This window comes from Oscillatoria sp. HE19RPO (genome assembly GCF_024220515.1).
Taxonomy (GTDB): Bacteria; Cyanobacteriota; Cyanobacteriia; order Cyanobacteriales; family Laspinemataceae; genus Laspinema.
This window is the reverse complement of record NZ_JAMXOT010000036.1, coordinates 1-18,150: the sequence shown is the minus strand read 5'-3', so window position 1 is coordinate 18,150 and position 18,150 is coordinate 1. Positions and strand designations below refer to the sequence as shown.

10 protein-coding genes are annotated in these 18,150 nt (G+C 49.5%); 3 read left to right on the top strand and 7 right to left on the bottom strand.

The genetic code is table 11. The annotated features are described in order from the left end of the window. Nucleotides 1-330 precede the first annotated feature (330 nt). The 6 genes from NG833_RS04030 to NG833_RS04005 form a co-directional block, all read right to left on the bottom strand. Nucleotides 331-9,999: an SBBP repeat-containing protein gene (locus tag NG833_RS04030; protein WP_254564047.1), complete on the bottom strand. Its 9,669-nt coding sequence runs from the start codon at nt 9,997-9,999 to the stop codon at nt 331-333. An 899-nt stretch (nt 10,000-10,898) separates the two neighbouring features. Further along, nucleotides 10,899-12,074, bottom strand: a complete 1,176-nt coding sequence (locus tag NG833_RS04025; protein ID WP_254564046.1) for an ABC transporter ATP-binding protein — start codon at nt 12,072-12,074, stop codon at nt 10,899-10,901. Nucleotides 12,075-12,290: 216 nt separating this feature from the next. Beyond that, on the bottom strand, nt 12,291-13,217 hold the full coding sequence (locus tag NG833_RS04020; protein ID WP_254564045.1) for a carbohydrate ABC transporter permease: 927 nt from the start codon (nt 13,215-13,217) through the stop codon (nt 12,291-12,293). Nucleotides 13,218-13,285: 68 nt separating this feature from the next. Next, nucleotides 13,286-14,194, bottom strand: coding sequence for a carbohydrate ABC transporter permease (locus NG833_RS04015; protein ID WP_254564044.1), 909 nt, complete (start codon nt 14,192-14,194; stop codon nt 13,286-13,288). A gap of 101 nt (nt 14,195-14,295) precedes the next feature. Next, the gene (locus NG833_RS04010; RefSeq protein ID WP_254564043.1) at nt 14,296-15,582 is read right to left on the bottom strand and encodes a sugar ABC transporter substrate-binding protein; all 1,287 of its coding nucleotides are present in this window, start codon (nt 15,580-15,582) and stop codon (nt 14,296-14,298) included. 346 nt (nt 15,583-15,928) lie between these two features. Further along, on the bottom strand, nt 15,929-16,177 hold the full coding sequence (locus tag NG833_RS04005; RefSeq protein ID WP_254564042.1) for a peptidoglycan-binding protein: 249 nt from the start codon (nt 16,175-16,177) through the stop codon (nt 15,929-15,931). 509 nt (nt 16,178-16,686) lie between these two features. On the opposite strand from NG833_RS04005, the gene NG833_RS04000 reads away from it, so the two are divergent. From NG833_RS04000 to NG833_RS03990, 3 genes are all read left to right on the top strand, one after another. Beyond that, the gene (locus NG833_RS04000; protein ID WP_254564041.1) at nt 16,687-17,079 is read left to right on the top strand and encodes a DUF1622 domain-containing protein; all 393 of its coding nucleotides are present in this window, start codon (nt 16,687-16,689) and stop codon (nt 17,077-17,079) included. Nucleotides 17,080-17,160: 81 nt separating this feature from the next. Continuing rightward, nucleotides 17,161-17,337, top strand: coding sequence for a hypothetical protein (locus NG833_RS03995; RefSeq protein WP_254564040.1), 177 nt, complete (start codon nt 17,161-17,163; stop codon nt 17,335-17,337). Then, nucleotides 17,321-17,470: a hypothetical protein gene (locus tag NG833_RS03990; RefSeq protein WP_254564039.1), complete on the top strand. Its 150-nt coding sequence runs from the start codon at nt 17,321-17,323 to the stop codon at nt 17,468-17,470. Before NG833_RS03995 ends, NG833_RS03990 begins: the two co-directional genes overlap by 17 nt. Nucleotides 17,471-17,575: 105 nt before the next feature. Here NG833_RS03990 and NG833_RS03985 read toward each other — a convergent pair. Further along, the coding region (locus NG833_RS03985) for a S1 RNA-binding domain-containing protein (protein ID WP_254564038.1) at nt 17,576-18,150 on the bottom strand (575 nt) is incomplete at its 5' end.

Sequence of the window (18,150 nt, the reverse complement as noted above, 5' to 3'; positions counted from 1 at the left end):
ACCGATTTATGAATGGGGGTTCAGAGGGTGCGTTATAGCGAAAGCCATAACGCACCGTTAACTCAATTAGGGTGTTCTACCAAATCCGGTTGGTAAAAGTCGGTTTTTGCTTATAGCCCGCGCAGGCGGGCTTTGTCCGTATAGCCCCAGGCTTCAGCCTGCGGGTTTTTACAGACCTATTCCAACCGGATTCCGTATTCCAACAAATAAATCATCCAAATCCCGATGGTTAAGCACGTAACTGTATTAGCCCGCGCAGGCGGGCTTTGTCCGTGTAGCCCCAGGCTTTAGCCTGCGGGGTTTTTGGGTATTTTATTTTTTGGAGTTCCCTTAAACGAAACTGAAGTAATTTTCCTGCAAATTCAGGTCAGAAACATCCTGAACGATCGCAATTAAATCCTCGTGATCGCCTTCCTTGCGGTAAATCGCCATTCCTGGGAACATTTCTTCTGGGGAAGCAGCAAGGCGATAGTCAGCAGCCGAACCGTGCAACTGGATCTGATCTTCACCGATCGCAAAATCGGCGATCGCTGCATAATCATTCAGTCCCGTCTCGGCATCCACTCCGCTATTGTAATACGTGCGGGTGGCATCGCCGAGAACAAAGGTATCGCGACCCCGATCCCCAATCAGGCGATCGACCTCACCGACTCCCGGATTAGCAGCATTGACATTCACTCCAATCAGAATATCGTGACCCGCATCGCCAAACAGGATGTCATCTCCTTCCATCCCTGCGATCGTATTGGAGCCCGCCGTCCCCAGAATAATATCCGAGGTTGCAGAACCCACCATCTCACCACCGATGCGACCTTCCGCCATGCCATACATCATATAATGTTCGTAACCGCTGCGGAAGATGCCATTTTTCACCGCTTCATCCACATCGGCGTGGTTGGCGAGATAGTAGCTGTCGCTATAGGCCATACTGGGAGTGCGACCCTCCACCATTCCGAAGCCAATAAAGTGTTCCATCCCACTGCGGAAGATGCCATTTTCCACCGCTTGGGCAACATCGGCATTTTGCATCAGATAATATTGCGAGTCAAAGGTTTGTGCGAGAACCTCGTAAGTCGATAGGGTATTGCCACCGGATGCCAACTCCACAGCCACCAAATGTTCCAGTCCGTTGGCATAACTGCCTTGACTTACCGATGTAGCAGCATCGGGGTTTTTCCACAGATAGAACATCTCCAAGTCTTTAAACACATCGCTGGGGAAGCGACCTTCGGCAAATCCAAACTTGATGAAATGTTCAAACCCGCTGCGGAACGTGCCGTTAGTTACGGCCTCTGCCACGTCGGTATATTGTGAGAGATACTCGGTGTCAAATAGCTCGTTGGGTGCGCGACCTTCCGCGAAGCCAAATGCGCCGAAATGTTCCGCTGCACTGCCGAAGGTGCCATTTCCCACCGCTTCTGCCACATCGGTGTTTTGTGCCAGATAGTATTCGGCATCAAAGAACCGCAGGAACAGATTCATGTTGAAATCGAGAGGGTTTTGTGCCAGAGTGTTGCTGTCTCCACGGTTAACCCCTTCGCTGCTGGCAGCCAACTCCTGGGGAAGAATCGGTCCGCCTGGTGAGTCAGGGAGATTTAGATCCTCAGTAAAATCGATTGGATTGTTGGTAGAATCTGGGAAAATTGGACGCATAGTGGGATCCTTAGCGAAGGCATTCCCCATCTTCTCTAGGATGGCTTCGCGGGTGTTTTGAGCGAGGAACTGTTCTACGCTAACGGTTCCTGCGGCGAGTTCTGGCAAACTCGTGGCGATTTCACCCTGTGCTACTGACTGCAAGCGAGCAATCTCAGTGGCTGCATCGGTTAAAGATTTTCCACTGCTGACAATTTCCCCAACCCGTTGATTGGCTAACGCCATGATTTGCGACGCTGCCGAGGCAACAGTGGCAAGCTGGGAGGAGTTGAGGGTGGGTTCTGCTTCGGCAGCAAATGCGATCGCCGAGTTGACAAGGGCTTCGATTTCCGATGGTTGGGTTAAGTCTACCGGAGTGCCGCTACTGAGGCGATTTGCGATCGCTTTTATTGCTGCATTGCCAAGCTGGGTCAAGGGTATTTCACTCACTCCCTCAATTAACTTTGCCGTCTGCACGATCGTGTTTTGCACCTGAATCATCGAGGCAAACACCGTCAAACCATTGGCATCACCATTCGCCATCGCCTCCAGGGGATCGTAGTTCTGGAGGTCTACCCCTGCAGGCAGTCCTAGGGCGGCTTCCACGTTCGCTTGAGCCTGTGTCGGGTCGATTCCTTGCTCGACTAACTGTGCGATCAAGGTGGTTAACGGCGTCACCACGGTGGCATCAAAGGTAGAAGTCAAAGGCGTCACCAGAGGCAAATAGGTGGAAACATCGATGCCATTTTCCATGACGATCTTGCCTTCGGTGACATCAATTTCGCCATTGCCATTGGTGTCGAATTTTTCCAACTCCACCATCAGATCGAAACTGCCATCGGGATTGGTAATCCCAAAGGGTTCGACTTCTGCATCCCAAACCCCGTTAAAGTTGGCATCGAAGAACACCGTGCCACCACTAATGTAACCGTCAATGGCGCGACTGCGACGAGTCGGACCCGAACCCAGACGAAACTCGGCCAGATTATAAGTACCCAGCCGTTTTGACCAAGCCGTTTCCCATCCGTCCCAGAACGTCCAGTAATCGACTCCCGCATCTAGAAAGGCATCCACTGTGCCATTGATCTCAAACATCGACATCGGATCACTGATGCGGGAGATAATTTCCGAACCTCGCACCTTGCCATCACTGGTGCCATTTTCTTCCCCAACGTCGAGCAGATCGAATTTTGCCGTTCCCTGAACGCCACCCGTGAGATAGGCTTTAACAACTGCTGCACTGATATTCGCCCCAGCCGATAGAGTAGCCGTCAGTTTGAGTTCGTTAACATCTGCACCCGTGCCATCTGCATTCTCGGTATCGCTGACGTAGAAACCATCGAAGATTTGGTAGGAATCTGCCAGGGCAAACCCTGCATTTTTCCACTGATTGAGCCCGTAAGTATCAAAGCCAAATCCAAGGTTTGACTTGACATTAAAGCTGCCTCCCAAATGACCGTTAATTCCGATTCCCAGGATGCTGTAGATTGGGAATTCTTGTTGAAATCCGAAATCTAGGTCCAACTTCGGTGTTTGGTAGGCAAATAAGGTGACATCCGGTTTCCCCAGCAGCAGGTCGATCGCGGTTCCCGGGTCGCTCAAAATCGGGAAACTCAGCCCCTCAATGTTTTGTAAGGCGGAGAGGAACTTGGACGTTGTGCCTGACGCTTTGGATTGAGCTTGTTGAGTCGGCGAACTCGCTTCTTCCGTTGTCGTCGTTTCAGCTTCGGTTAGATCCGCATTCGGATCGGTGGTATCGACACCAACTTCGTAACTCCCTAAATCGATTTTTAGGGTGCCTTCCTGGCCGGATATTTCTTTAACCAAATCGATGACTTGGGGGATCTTATCCATTCCATCCAAGAATCGAGTATCCACCTTTTTCCCAGCGATGGTGGCACCGGCTTCTACTAAGGTAACTTTGCCATCGCTATTTTGGTCAAAGATCTTCTTTAGGGCATCCATTTGCGACAAAAAAGAGATATCCTTGTTTAGGGCATCAATCACTGGACGAGCCGGTTCCACTACATCATTGATAGTAGTGAGAATCGGTTTAGCAAAGTCGGTGACAAACGTCCCCAAGTCAAGCTGCATATTGTTGAAGGCTAGGGTGGGTTTTTGCGGCCCACTCCACTCGCCATCTTCGTACTTCAATACCGGGAATTCGGCTTTCAAATCGAAGTTAAATGAGGGAATCGCCGCACTTCCCTCAATGCTGGTCACGGCTTTCAGACCCAGGTTAGCTTTTGTATCTAAACTGGTGGAAAATAAATCGGTGAGATTGTAGTCGCCTTGGAGTTCTGAGAAGGTCAGTCGTTCGCCATCATCGATCGCGTTGTCGATATCGTTGAGATTGACTTTAAACTCGGCACCAACTTCGGTGGGGTCGTCGGCATTGTTCTCTAGATCGAGTTGCAAGAATCCCGCCGTCCCTGTGGCTTTGAAATCATCGCTCAAACCCAGACCGAGACTAACACCCAGTGCGGTGTTTTCGGTATCGAAATAGAAGCCGTAGTCTTTGTGATACCCAAATCCCAGGGAGAGTTCATACTCGAATGCAGTATCGGCAGATCCTTGAGCGTTTATCCCCAATGCAGGGAAGCCAAGGGTGCCGTCGAGGGGAATTGTTGCCAAGTCAATGGTGTTTGTTCCGCTAATCGTAAATTTGACTTCCTCCTCGGTGATTTCGCGATCAACTTCTACTTCAGAGAAGACGAAGGACAGCTTTTCTTGAAGTTTCCCGGCGAGTTCCTCAGTATCCCCGTCGAGCACGTCATTAACTGCTCCCACGATATCCATGCGAAGTTTCTGGGCAAAGTCGGATGGGAGAATATCTTGGAGAGATTTGTTAACAACGGGCAGTGTAAGTTGGGAAAGTTGAGCGTCAAGGAAGAGTTCCAGCAAACTGAATCCGCTGTTAAGTCCCTCTGTGGTTTGTGCCAGATCCGAATCGCGGATGTAGGCATTGATGTTAGGGAGGGTCATGCCGTTGTACTTAGCATCGCTGCTGCTGACGGTATGAGCGATCGCAATGGTGCGATCGCCTTGGAATTTGGTATCGTCAACGGCACTCACCGAGACCGTTTGGGGAACGTTCCAGTTACTCGCGTTAAAGGTGAGAGACTGAATCGGGTTAAGATTAGCATCCGTGCTAAAGTCGATCCGAACATCGGCAGTCGGTTGGCTGGATAGCACCACTGTATAGGTATCAGCACTCCCGCCTTCGGTGACTTCCGTTCCCGAACCCGACTCCACAATTCGGATCCCCGCCGTATCGTTGTCAATAACGTGGGTTATTCCCGTCCCCGATGAACCGATGTTATGATTCGCTCCCGGATTGAGTGATACTTCCAGGCTTTCGTCATCTTCATCGATAAAATCATCCACGGGCACAATATTGATATTGGCGCTGGTGGCACCTGCCGGAATGAAGACGCTGCCGGATAAAGTGTTGTAGTCAATGCCGCTGGTGGCATTACCTCGGAAGCTATAGCTGACGCGGATGCCTTCTACTGGCGCAGGGTCGCTTAAAGTGAGATTAAAAGTGCCAGTTTTAGGACCCTGTTCTTGGGGACTGATTCCCGGAGCAATTCCGATTGTGGGCCAGTCGTTGTCGGCAATGTTTGCCGTCACCGCAGACAAGCTCATGCCGTTGTAGTTGGCATCGCTGCTGGTGATGCTGTGGGAGATTGTCCCACTGTGAGGATACTCTACCGCTGTATCGTCGATCGCCCCAACGGTGACGGTTTGCGGTACGTTCCAGTTGTTTGACGTGAAGATGAGACTTGTTTCCCCCACTACCCGGGTTTGACTGTCAGGGTTAACGGTGATCCTGACATCCTGAGTGGGTTGACTCAACAGGACAATCTCGTAAGTATCGGTGGTACCGCTTTCGGCAACATTGGTGCTGTTGTTCGACTGGGTAAGCTTTGCGCCTGCGGTGTCGTTGTCTGCCAGGGAAATCGTTGCCTCACTGGTTGTACCCAAGTTGTAACCCGTCCCCGTCGCAACGGTGAGTTGCACCGTTTCGTCCGGTTCGTCGATGGCATCGTCTAGGGGAGTGACGTTAATATTAGCAGTCGTTGCCCCGGCGGGAATGAACACACTCCCGGATAAGGCGGTGTAGTCCGTGCCCGAGGTGGCAGTTCCAGCTACGGAGTAGTTGACCGTCATCCCTCCCGTCGGGGCCCCGTCGCTCAAGGTGAGGGTAAACTGTCCGCTGCTGGTGTTGGTTTCGCTGGCGTTGTTTCCTGCCGCCACATTCACTGTCGGTAAATCGTTGTCCGTCACATTAGCCGTAATATTGCTTACCGCCATGCCGTTGTAGTCGGCATCAGTGGAGGTAACGCTGTGGGAAATCGTGCTGGTGTGGGCATATTCCACTGCCGTATCGTCAGTCGCAGTGACCGTGATGGTTTGGGGGTTATTCCAGTTGGTATTGTTAAAAGTGAGAGTGACTGCCGTTCCCGCACCATTCCCCAAGTCGGTTTGAACGTCCGGTGTAATGGTGATGTTGACGTTGGCGGTGGGGGCAGTGGTTAAGACAAGTTGGTAGGTATCGGTTGTGCCCCCTTCGGTGACGGCTGTGCTACCTCCGCTTTGGGTGACTAAGATATTGGGCGTGTCGTTGTCAATATTGGTGACGCTGACATCATTCGGGTTGATGCTGCTGTAGATACTGTCCGTACTGGTGACGGTAGTTTGAATCGTGTAAGTGATATTGCCATCGGCAACGTTATCATCTACGCCGGTTACGGTGACAGTTTGAGGGACGTTCCAGTTGCCGGGGGTAAAGGTGATGGAGGGGACGGAAACCGTGCCTTCCGCAGTATTGGAACTGACTAAGTTTACGGTGACTTCGCCAGTGGGTTGGGTGTCGAGGACAACTTCAAAGGAAGCTGTACCCGCCGCTTCGCTGGTGTTGCCGTTAATGGCAGAAACCGTGACTCCGGCAGTATCGTTGTCGGTGACAGTTAAACTGGCGGTAGCGCTGGCGGCATTGACGTTGTAATTGGTTCCGGCATTCAGGGTGAGTTGTACGGTTTCGTTCGGATCGGCGATCGCGTCATCTGTCGGCACTACCTGGATCGTGCCGCTGGTGGCTCCCTCAGCAATAAAGAGGCTACCGGATAAGGCGGTATAGTCGATCGCACTGGTAGCCGTTCCGGCAACGCTGTAGGTGAGAGTGATGCCGCCCGATGGAGCGGGATCGCTGAGGGTAATCTGGAAGTTACCGGGAGTGGCACTGGTTTCGCTAGGGTTAGCCCCGGCGGCGATGCTGACTGAAGGCCAGTCGTTATCCGTCAGGCTGACTGTCACATCGGTGACGGTTAACCCATTGTAGTTGGCATCGGTGGAGGTGACGCTGTGGGAAATCGTGCTGGTGTGGTCATACTCGACCGCAGTATCGTCAATGGCAGTTACGGTGACAGTTTGTTCGGTATTCCAGTTGCTGCTATCGAAGGTGAGGGTGACAGCAGTTCCCGCACCACTACCGAGGTCGGTTTGGGTGTCGGGGGTGACGGCGATGTTGACGCTGGTGGTGGGTTCAGTGGCGAGTTTGATAGAGTAGGTATCGGTGATGCCGTCTTCTGAAGCGGCGGTGTTGCTGCCGGTTTCGGCAATAATCACCCCGGCGATGTCGTTGTCGGTGATGGTGAGGGTGGCGGTTTCACTGCCTGATACCAAGTCGTAATCGGTTCCGGCGACGAGGGAGAGTTCGACGGTTTCATCCCCTTCATCGAGGAAATCGTCGGTGGGAACGAGGTCGATGGTAGCGGTGGTATTTCCAGCGGGGATGAAGACGCTGCCGGATAAGGCTGTGTAGTCGCTGCCACTGGTTGCGGTTCCAGCGACGGTGTAGTTCACGGTCATCCCGCCTAAGGGGGCGGGTTCGGTGAGGGTGAGGTTAAAGGTCCCGTTGGTGGGCCCGGTTTCGCTGGCTGGAGTTCCGGCAGCGATGCTGACGCCAGTGCTATGCAAGGTATGGCTGGCGGTTTCACTGCCTGCCACCAAGTCGTAATCGGTTCCGGCGACGAGGGTGATTTCGACGGTTTCATCGGGTTCATATACCCCATCGTCTATGGGAAGGAGGTCGATGGTAGCGGTGGTACTACCTCCGGGAATCAGCACGCTACCGGATAAGGCGGTGTAATCAGTGCCGTTGGTTGCGGTTCCAGCGACGGTGTAGTTCACTGTCATCCCGCCTGCGGGGGCGGGTTCGGTGAGGGTGAGGTTAAAGGTGCCGTTGGTGGGGACGGTTTTGTTGGCTGCTGTTCCGGCGGCGATGCTGACACCAGTGCTATGCAGAGTATGGCTGGCGTTACTGGTGGATGGTTGTACGACATAACCCGTCCCGGGGGTGAGGGTGATTTCGACGGTTTCATCGGGTTCATATACCCCATCGTCTATGGGAACGAGGTCGATGGTGGCGGTGGTACTGCCTGCGGTAATGACTGCGCTGCCGGATAAGGCGGTGTAGTCGGTGCCGGAGGTAGCGGTTCCGGCCACAGTGTAGTTGACTGTGACTCCCCCTACGAGTGCAGGTTCGGTGAGGGTGAGGATAAAAGTGCCTGTTGTGGGGGCGGTTTCGTTGGGGGTGATGCCTGGGGTGATGGTGACGACTGGGGAAAGTTTAGCAATCCAGGCGTCAGAGCCCCCCGCACTGGTGTCGCCCAAGATGCCCACGGTCAATCCAGTAATGTAGGGGTTGCCTGCGCTATCGATTGTAATGCCGTTAGAGGAGTCATTTGAGGTCGTCCCCAACTGCTGAATCCACTGCTGAGTACCACTGCTGTCGTACTTGGCAACCCAGGCGTCGTCGCTCCCGGCATTGATGCCACCCAAGTTGCCTAACGTATATCCAGTAATGTAGAGGTTGCCCGCGCTATCTACGGTAATACCGTTAGAGAAATCCCCAGCAGGACTTCCAAACTGCTGAACCCACTGCTGAGTACCACTGCTGTCGTACTTGGCAACCCAGGCGTCATAGTTCCCGGCATTGGTGCCCCCCAAGTTGCCATAGGTATATCCAGTAATGTAGAGGTTGCCCGCACTATCTACGGTAATGCCGCTAGAGGAGTCAGATGGGAACGACCCAAACTGCTGAACCCACTGCTGAGTACCACTGCTGTCGTACTTGGCAACCCAGGCGTCTCCGGCCCCGGTACCAGCACTGGTGCCGCCCAAGCTGCCATCGGTCCATCCAGTAATATAGATGTTGCCCGCGCTATCTACGGTAATGCCTTTAGAGGCGTCATTTTCGGTCGTCCCCAACTGCTGAACCCACTGCTGAGTACCACTGCTGTCGTACTTGGCAACCCAGGCGTCCCATCTCCCGGCATCGGTGCCACCCAAGTTGCCATCGGTATATCCAGTAATGTAGAGGTTGCCTGCGCTATCTACGGTAATACCGTTAGAGTAGTCAGATAAGGATGACCCCAACTGCTGAACCCACTGCTGAGTACCACTGTTGTCGTACTTGGCAACCCAGGCGTCATAGTTCCCGGCATTGGTGCCACCCAAGTTGCCCACGGTATCTCCAGTAATGTAGAGGTTGCCCGCACTATCTACGGTAATGCCGTTAGAGCGTTCATTTTCGGTCGTCCCCAACTGCTGAACCCACTGCTGAGTCACACTGCTGTCGTACTTGGCAACCCAGGCGTCATTGCTCCCGGCATTGATGCCACCCAAGTTGCCCCCGGTCTCTCCAGTAATGTAGATGTTGCCCGCGCTATCTACGGTAATGCCTTTAGAGGTGTCAAGGAAGGTCGTCCCAAACTGCTTTATCCATTCCGGTTCGCGTGTCAAAACCCCTGGGTATTCTGCAATTGTCTCCTGCACAAACACCAAGGGAGTGTTAATATCCCCGGTGCGGACTTCCAGTTCCCAGTCGCCGCCTAATGCTGCATTCCCCGTGGGGTCATCGGAAGCTGCAATTTCTGCCCCAGTTATTTCACTGAGGCGCTGTACGAAGCTTTCGCCAATTTCTCCGGCTGCTACCTCGCACCCATAGAGCAAAATATCTGCTTTCCCACTCAGGGCATTGCGCCACTGTCCCAGGGTCTGGTTGTAGCTCTCCAGGTTATCGGTATTGAGGAGAACCGAGCCCAGATACAAGCAGCCCGGACTGCCATGAGACACAATATGCAATGCCTCAATATTGCTACAATTTTCCAGGAGTTCGGCGATTTGGGCGACTCCATCTTGTTGCGGATGGAGTATCACAACCTCGGTGCCAGGGATAACACCTGCTGCTAAACTTTCCCAGTTTTCTACACCGGGGTCAAAAATAACAATGTTGCGATTGGGAATAGTGGTGGCGATGGAGGGACTTACCACAAATTGAGTCTTTTCCTGGGGTTTCATGGGTACGGGTTCCTTATGTTTCTAATGAAGTAGACGGGTGGTGTAGATGCAACCCAAGCTAAATCAAGGCGAGATTGGGTGAATAGTTCCCCCAATCTCGCCAATGCGCTGTTGGGCAGTTATACGACCTGAACCGATCGCGGTTCTAGGGGGGCAGGGTGAGCTTTTATCCCAGATCTCTTGGAACGTTTAGGGATGTAAGTCTTGGAAAAGCCGATTTTGCTGAGGAAGTTGCTAGTCTCTTCTTCTTCAAGAGGCAAAAAGTTGTAGTTTCTTGGGAAATATGGGTCCACATTTTATATAAGCCTCAACGCTTTATCATAAGAATAGTTTTTTGTCAACCCCTAAATGAAACATTTTTTAGAGGCTTAAATATAAGCTAACTTGCTGGATTGAAGCTGTCAATAGTCACAGGTATAAATTTTTGATGAAGCTATTCGGTTCCTCAAGGTGTATTTGTCAATACTGAACAAAACCATGCAGCCTAGAGGGGGAGATGCATCTGAATGAATTTTTGTCAATATCAGATTTTGAGGAAATTTGGTGAAGATTCAATGAACCTGGACCCAACAATTCAGTAGGATTACGGAGAAAAGGTTTTCTATGAGTTGGATTGAGCTAGGGTGTGGGTAAAGGATTAACGAAAATAGGACTGTGACAGGGTTTGGGGAGCGAATTGTCTGCTTTATTTCCTGCATTTTTAACCAGAAACCTGGTTATCTTCTCGGTACTGTACTGGGGAAAAACCCGGTTTATCATCTCGGCTGTACCCATCCTTGAGGAGAATAGATAAAAAAGTGAGGAAAGAATAAATGAGTCCGGTGGGGAAAATGGGGTTAGAACAGAGGGGTCAAATATGAGGAAAGGACAAGGGAGGGCCTTGTCCTGGTAAAATATACTTAGAGGATGGCGTTGCCGTGGCGATCGAAGAGGTAAAGTTGGCGGGTATCGACGGCGAGGGTGAGGCAGTCGGCATGGTGCAGTTTTTGGGCGGAACCGACTCGGGCAACTGCAATAGATTGACTCTCTCCTGTGGGTTTTTCTAGCACTTTGGCTAGGTCATCTTTATCTTGGATTTCAATTTTGGCAATGGGAGAATTGAAATAAATAATGGTTTCATGACCCAGGGATTCAATGGTGGTGACTTCCACTTCAATTTTCTGAGTTTCTGGCGTATTGCTATGTGCGATTAAAAAGGCTTCGGGACGCAATCCGGCAAAAATGGGTTTGTTGATATAATGTTCAATTTCCCGGTAGCGATCGCAGGTTTCGGGGGCGATCGCCAGGTGTTGGGTTCCGTAGGTAATGGCAAATTGACCGCTTTCGGTTTTGCGTAACTCACTATGAAAGATATTCATCGCTGGAGACCCCATAAATCCTGCCACAAAGACATTCCTGGGGCAGTCGTATAACTCTTGAGGCGGTGCTACTTGTTGGAGTTCCCCCAAGCGCATTACTGCCACGCGATCGCCCATTGTCATCGCCTCCACCTGATCGTGCGTCACATATACCGTTGTCGTTCCCATTTTGCGCTGCAAATCCGCAATTTCTGTACGAATTTGCACCCGCATTTTGGCATCCAAATTCGACAGCGGTTCATCCATTAAAAATACCGCTGGGTCTCGCACAATGGCCCGTCCCATTGCCACCCGTTGCCGTTGTCCCCCAGACATTTGTTTGGGTTTATTATCCAACAAATGAGTCAATCCCAACTTTTCCGCCGCCTCCATGACTCGCTGTTGTCGTTCCCCTTTCGCCACTTTCATCATTCGCAGGGGAAATTCCATATTCTGCCTTACCGTCATGTGCGGATACAGGGCATAATTTTGAAACACCATCGCAATATTCCGGTCCTGGGGGCTTTTATTATTCACCACATCCTGACCGATGATTAATTTACCCGCACTAATATCTTCCAACCCCGCTAACATCCGCAGGGCGGTCGATTTGCCACAGCCGGAAGGTCCAACAAAAACCATAAATTCCCCATCTTCAATGGTCAAACAGAGGTCTTTCATAGCGGTGAAGCCATTGGCATAAACTTTGTAAATGTGGTCAAATTCTACTTTTGCCATTGTTTTAATTTGTGGATAGTTTCAACAACCGGCGAGGGGTTAAAACCCCCGCCTGTAGGGGCGCTTCGCGAAGCGCCCCTACGTCGTCTTAAGACGACTGCAATTCTGATGCGGTGGTGTTTTTAGTGGTGTTTTTAGTCGGGTTTAAGCGACTGTAGGGGCGCTTCGCGAAGCGCCTCTACAAGGCCGCCAATCGTTTTAACCCCCGCCGTTGTTTTACCCCTTAATACCCGAAGAAGCAACCCCCTGAACAAACCATTTTTGGAAGATTAAGAAAATCACTAACATCGGTGCAACCATCATCACCCCAAAGGCCATAATATCCCCCCATTGGATGGGAGGTAAGGTTTGAAATTGCGCGATCGCCACAGGTAAAGGACGCACTCTTTCCCCCACAGCAATCATCGTCGGCCACAAAAATGACCCCCATTGGGTTAAAAAAGTCAGAATCGCTACGGAAGCAAACACAGGTTTAGAAACTGGGACGATAATTTCAAAAAAGGTCCGGATTGGACCCGCCCCATCTACTCTGGCTGCTTCTTCCAATTCCTTGGGCAAGACGATAAAAAAGGTGTAAAATAAATAGATGGAAAAGGCATTGGCAATAAAGGGAATGATTTGGGCGGTGTAAGTATTGCGTAATCCTAACCAAGTCATTTGAAAGAACAGGGGAACAGCAATAGCTTCAAAAGGGATAATCATTAACGCGATAATCACCGGGAAAATTATATCCCGTCCCCGCCACTGCAAGCGCGAAAAGGCATAAGCTGCCATTGAATTGACCAGGAGTCCCACTAGGACGATCGCCCCAGTAATAAAAATCGAATTCCAGAAAAATCGGGTAAAATTAACTCGTGCAAATACATCCTCATAGTTCTGCAACGACGGATTATCAGGGACAAACGCTTTTAATGAACCCGCCTCGACTAACACCAGATTATCCGGCTTAAAACTGCCGATAATCATAAATAAAATCGGCGCAATAAACAGCAACGCCAAAATCGTCAAAACCACATAGCTGAGAATGATACTAACCCGTTGCTGGTTTTTGCGCTTGGCCATTAATTCCTGATGATTAGGTTGATTGGCAACTCGCTCACCGAGATTGGGTTTTTCTTTGGGTAGTCCGGAAATTGGTTTCATAGAACTCTATGCTGAACAACATTTAAAATGGGGAAACTATCGTGAAATTCCCATAACTCTTGTTTGAATTAATCAATTGCCCGTTCTTCTTTAATCAAAGTCCGTTGGATGAGGGTAATCATCAAAACGACTAGGAAAAAGACCACTGTCATGGCCGCCCCTTTGGCCATTTTTTGCTGTTGATAGGCAGCGCTTACCGCTTCATACATAACAGTAGTGGTGGCATCTAAAGGTCCGCCATTGGTCATGATTTCGATTTGGTCGTACAGGCGAAATGACAGAATCGAAGTCACCAACATGACGAAAATCAAAGTATTTCGCAATTGGGGTAAGGTGACGTGCCGAAACTGGTTCCATTTATTGCTGCCATCAATAGCGGCAGCTTCGTATAAATCACTGGGAATTGACTGTAAACCCGCTAGGATAATCACCATTTGAAATCCCACCCCCTGCCACATAGAAAGCAGCATAATTGAGGGCAAAGCTAGATAGGGGTCACGGAGGAAATCTCGCGGTTCCCATAATCCAAAGGTAATTAAGTCGAGAAAGGAATTCATCATACCATTGGCACCGGGGGCGTAAATCAAAATCCAAATCACGGATACCAATGCCATTGGAAAAACCACCGGCATGAAAAACAGGGTGCGAAAGATTGCCATGCCGCGCAGGGGACGGTTGAGTAAGAGGGCTAATCCGAGGGCGATCGCAGTTTGCAATGGCACGACTACCAGGGCAAAAATCGCATTATTAAGTAAGGCGCGACGAAAAGAGGGTTCGCTAAAAATTCGGGCATATTGTTCTAATCCAATAAACCGGGTAGGTAACGGCGAACCGAGTCGTAAATTCGTAAACGACAAAATGGCCGCTAAGGTAAAAGGCAAGGCCACAAATAGGAATAATCCAATCAAGGCGGGGGCTGCCATCCCTAGGGCGCTGCGCGCATCATTTTGAGCAGTTAGAGGGGTTTGATTGGCCATAAGTTTAGATTAAAATTCATCTTGAAAATCTCTGAATTGACTCAAATACCCGGTCACTGCTAGGAAAGAGTTCGCGGATATTTGGGGATATTCTGGGAGTGCTAACTGACGTTAGGATAGCCTTCATTATCCCGGATGTCTAGGTCAATCTCTGTGGCAGCCCGTTCTAAGGCTTGTTGCACTTCCAGACCATTGCGAATGTTATTAAAGGCTTCTTGAAAGGCTGAAGTAATCACCGGATAACCGGGAGTTTGGGGACGGGGAACGGTTTTGTTATTCAACAATTGGGATGAGAATAAGCGCAACGGTCCGCCTTCGCGGTATAAAGGAGATTGCGCGATCGCACTTTGGGTCGCGGGGACGGCCCCATTCGCATTGGACATAGCCAGCACTTCATTTGGCTGTAACAGAAACTCTAAAAATGCCATTGCCGCTTGGGGGTTGTTACTTCTTTTTGTGATTCCCCAATTCCAAGAACCCTGGGCAGTTTTCGAGCCATTGCCTAAATTGGGCAGAGGCAACACCACTAAATCATCCCCAAACGCTTCTGCATAACTCGGATAGACCCAATGTCCCACCCAGGAAAGCGCCACCCGTCCGGTGGTAAAGGCGGCGTCATCTACATTGGGATCAACGTAGCCATTTTGCATCCAAGACTGCACCTGTTCCATTGCGGCGACGGATTCGGGACTATCCATGACGCCGGAAGCGGTTTGGTAATTTGTGCGATCGATGGTTGCACCGCCAGCGGAATATAATAGCGGCATAAAGGCATAAGTAAACCACTCTCCCGAATAGTTCAATTTGAGGTCCAGCACTTGTCCGTCCGGGTCATTTTCAGCTAAGGTGGCTAAAGCGCGATTAAATTCCTCTGCGGTCCAGGCGTCGGCATTGCCTTGGGGGATACGAATTCCAGCAGATTCTAGCACACTGCGGCGTCCGTAAATTCCCAGTCCGGAATCAAAAGTACCGACGGAATAGAGGCGATCGTTATAGGTTCCCTGGGTGATAATCGACGGCAACAAATCCATGCGAACTTCTGGAGAAATCAAGTCATCAATGGGTCGGAGGTTTTGCTGCCAGACATAATTATAGATAAATGGCCCATCAAATTCTAGCACATCGGGCAAATCCCGTGAGATTGCTGCCGCTTGGACTTGGGCATTATAGGAGCCTTCTGGGAGAAATGTGAGCCTAACGGTGACATCATCGTGAGCAGCATTAAACCGATTCACTTGTTCTTCGAGAGTGATTCGTTCTGAATCTTGGCCCGCGTGTGCCCAAACTTCCAGGGTACCGCTGTCCCTAGCATTCCTGGCACATCCCACAATGATGCTCAGGAGGAAGACGGTAAAAGCAAGCATTCGATATAAACGTTTAAATTTCATGGCGGGTTGATTGTGATTCCCAAACATAATTGGTTCCCGTTTGATCTCTATCTTCACAACAAATTGGATCTTTGTGTTCGTTTAGGGAAGAAAAAACAAATAATTTTAAGTTTCTTAACCAAACTTCATCAAAGAGTTAACTTTTTTTAAGTTAACGGGTGAGACTATTTTGTATTTAATTCGGAGGTAGTGAGAGCGGACAGAGTGAGTCTGACTGGAGGCGATCGCCGACTGCCTGAGTATCTCCTCGAATTTCAGACTCGTTCGCCTTCCCCTCTGTTACCCGGATGAACAAATGCCAGTTCAACCGCTTGTTAGGTGGGTTAAGGATGAACCTGTCTCTGATTTAGGAACGGATTTTTTTCAAAAAAAACCAAGTTTGGCGATCGACTTGTCCATCGATAATCACCGTGGCTTCCGGATATTGCAGATTAATATCTCCTTGAAAAATTTTTACCGCTGCTTCGGTTTCAGGACCAAATTTTCCATCAACCCCCGCCTTGCCCAAATCGTATCCCATATTTAATAAAATCTGTTGAAGTTCTTGAACATCTTCCCCTTGACTTCCCCGTGCTAATATGCGTTGATATAACATAATTGTGCCTCCAACTTTTTCTAAAAATTTGATAAAATTCCCACAGGTTCTCCTCTGGGTCTGATTCAGCCCAGAACTCGAACTCTGACCGATTCAGAGCCAGTTTAGCCCCGTCTCGGGTGGGTCTCCCACTATCCCAGGATATATTTTGGTGATGAAATCCTCGGGTGTTGCTACAGTCGGGAAAAGATAAAGAGGGTTTTTCTCAAAGCTTTTACTCATTCGTACCCAATTAGGGCCATTAACCGGGCTTGTTAGGATCGGGTTCTCATCCCTCGGGAAATGTCCAAAACCAGGGCAAATCTAGGGTTTCCAGCGGGCCTCGGATGCTCGACCCTGGGGCGATCGCCGGTCAGATTTCCTGGAGGTCCAAGGGAAATGGCTTCACCTTTGTATTAAACTAGAGTTACCACCACCTCTCTCCTGATGAGTTAGGCCCGTGAAAATCCCTCTTCCGATGAACATCGATTTAGGGTAAACAATCAGCAAAAATTATTAATCAAAAAACGATGAATTTGCAAGGAATTGAAACTGGAATGACAACTCTCGTTATATCGGGAAATATCATTCTAACCAGTTTATGCCAACTTTTAGCGATATTAGTGATTGGCCTGGGAGTCACCCGAGCTTTAATTATTTTTGTCAAAGATGCTCTGTTAAAACCTCAGACAATGGAGGCATTTCAACGCAGCCGCTTAGTGATGGGATATTCGTTTTCTTTAGGGTTAAGTTTCCTGATTGGGGCGACGATTTTAAAAACCATGATTTCCAGTCAGTGGGATGATATCGCCCGGTTAGTTGCGATTATTGCGGTGAGAACAGTCCTGAATTATTTATTATTGCAGGCGATCGCCAAAGCGACCCCGGAAGTCGCGCAATTAAACAGTCCGGCTCAAGCCTAAACTGCCGTCCCTGGCGGTCTCACATTGGCCCAGGGAACTGCGGTTTGTTGAACAAATTCTGAATCGCTTAGAGGGACTACGATGAAAGAGCTACCCGATGAAACAACCCTGCTTGAACTGTTGGAAATGACAAAACTCGCCGAACAAAAGGCCCGAACAACCAGCGAACTGGCAACAGACATCGCCTTAAAATATCAAAACCGGATGCGGGAAATTCGAGAAGCCAGGAAAGGTGAAGTGAGTGGGATCCAGCAATAAAGACAGGTGGCGATCGCCGCTTCACTTAAGAAGGATTGCGGATGGCAGCAATTTTAGGAGGCGATCGGCACTTCCCCGCGAAGGATTGCTGATTGACTCTTGCATCCTTCGCGGGACTCTCACTGCTCAATAGAATTTGTTAGCCCAGCAGAAAACAAAGCGCCACTAATCTTTTCAAAATAAAATATAGATTCTCCCTATGCAGTTTAACACCTAGGAAGAGATTCTCTGCCTAGCATCAGAAAATCTGGCTTCTATTCATAACTTCAGACATATTTGTCAACATTTCTCCTGGATATTTTTCTAGGGCTTTTGTTGAAAGATCAATTCTAGTTCCCGAGGTATTTACTCTGATAATAAATGCCTTTAGGGTTTGATTTATTTGAAACATATTATCTATGAATTCCACATAGTTTTTGCTGATTTCACTTATATGTAAACATCCTTTTAACCCATTATTAAATTCAATAATTACCCTCCTATTTTCTATTGTAATTATTTTGCCCTCAACCAGTTGTCCCACTTGTAAATACGAGACTCTAAGCAGTCTTTCTGAAAATTTTAATTGCCGAGTTGCTTTTTCTATCTCTAAAATTAAAACTTCTAATGATTGACCAACAAGGCCACCGTATGTATGCTGTGGTAGCACAAGATGGCTTTTAGGTATAAAGCCACTAAGATTGAATACTTTAACAAGGATGCCACCATCATTGACACTTGTTATCTGAACCTCAATCATTTCCTTTTTGTCATACTTTTCTTGCAAGATTTTCCAAGGGTTGGAGCTTTGCAGTCTTGGTGGGGGTGGTGGTG